The sequence below is a fragment of the Ruminococcus sp. CAG:57 genome, assembly GCF_000435935.1.
Taxonomy (GTDB): domain Bacteria; phylum Bacillota; class Clostridia; order Oscillospirales; family Ruminococcaceae; genus Hominimerdicola; species Hominimerdicola aceti.
The window spans coordinates 1,560-3,099 of the sequence record NZ_FR890760.1 but is presented as its reverse complement, the minus strand read 5'-3'; the positions used below and the strand labels follow the sequence as shown (position 1 = coordinate 3,099).

The window sequence follows — 1,540 nt, the reverse complement described above, 5'->3', positions numbered from 1 at the left end:
TATGTCTATGAGGAATTCGAGTATTATTTCATTCTCAAAAAGCTAAATCAATTTCGATTGATACTTGTTGAAAGAAATGTAACTGAGCTCATCGATTATCAGCAGATCTATCTTGCTGAGTTTCTTTGGGGTTAATAAATACATAAGAATACTGTTTTTTATAAAACTAAAAAAATAATTGTAGAATAAAATATTGCCAAAAGTAACGTGGGTCGCTTGAGTGCCTATGAGCGTTGGTCTAGCAAGAAGCTGGACTATTCGGCAACGCTTTAAATTTGCCGAAAGGAACGCATATTTCTTCCAGCATATGCGGGCGAGGGCTTCCGCCGCAACGAAGCCAAGTGGATCGGCTCACTACAAAGGTCGAATGGGATGCGTTCCCATATGGAAAACGCAAGCGCGACTTCCGCTGCAAAGAAGTCAGGTGAATCAACACACTGCAAACGTTGAAAGGGACACAGCCTCCATTGAGTCAAGGCTGAAAGGCACTTAAAGAAGATGTCAGTTATTGATATCTTGCTTCATTTGAACTGGGAACATCCTAGTTTTGGCATTCAGAGCCACTTAACAAGTGCTTTTTATTTTACTAAAGAATAAAGGAGTTTTTATTATGAATAAATTTAATAAGATCACAGTTTGCGTCGAGGGTAAAAATATAAAGGTAGAAGTAGGTACGTACACGCTGAGGACACTTATAATCAAGAAACTCAATGGAATGGCTGCTTTCAAGGAAAGCAAACACCAGTACAAGATTTGGACAATTTCAAAACGAAAAAATGTTAGGGAAAGACTTGCGTTGGAGGGGAAATCAAAAGAAGAGATTAATGATATCTGCAACCGTATCAACTGCTTCAAGTGGAAGCTCTTTGCTAAAAGGACCAAAATAGACTATATTGAAGGAAATGTTCAATTCTGTCATTTTCTCGAGAAAAAGTATCACACCTCATACCTGACTTTAAAAGAAGCTGAAAAACATATCCAAGAGTTCGTTGATGATTTAAAGGCAAGAAACCGGAGCAGCAACACTATCCATGATTATTTGGCTGCAGTTTGCAAAACTTTTGGAAAGTACATGGGTGACTACGATCACCCTATTCGCCACGGTGTTTGTCTTAAAGATGATCCAACTAAATACAACACCAAACGTGGTGAAAAAGCTCGTGATGTTGCATTAACCACAGGTTTAAGACGCCGCGAGCTCGGCCACTTAAAAGTCGATGATATAAAATTCATTGACTGCCAAACAGTTCACATTTATAGTATTGGAAAAGGCGGAAAACATAATCGTACTGTATTGAAAGGAATAGTTGAAGTTTCGAAGCTAAAAGAATATATTAGAGAAGCAGAAGAGAAAGGTAGTGATTCTTTGTTAACAAAGACAGAAGCACGCGTTCCAGATGCACTCCATTACTGTAGAGCAATATGTGCACAGAATACCTATTACACAGTTTTAAAAGAAATGGAAAATGATCCATCAAAACGTGCTGAGTATATTCAAGCAATCGAAGATGAGTTTAAACGCAATAAGAGGAAACTCAAA

1 protein-coding gene is annotated in these 1,540 nt (G+C 38.0%); it reads left to right on the top strand.

Going from position 1 to position 1,540, the window contains the following annotated elements; genetic code table 11:
* Window positions 1-610 precede the first annotated feature (610 nt).
* The coding region (locus tag QVO88_RS08500) for a hypothetical protein (RefSeq protein ID WP_288177924.1) at window positions 611-1,540 on the top strand (930 nt) is incomplete at its 3' end.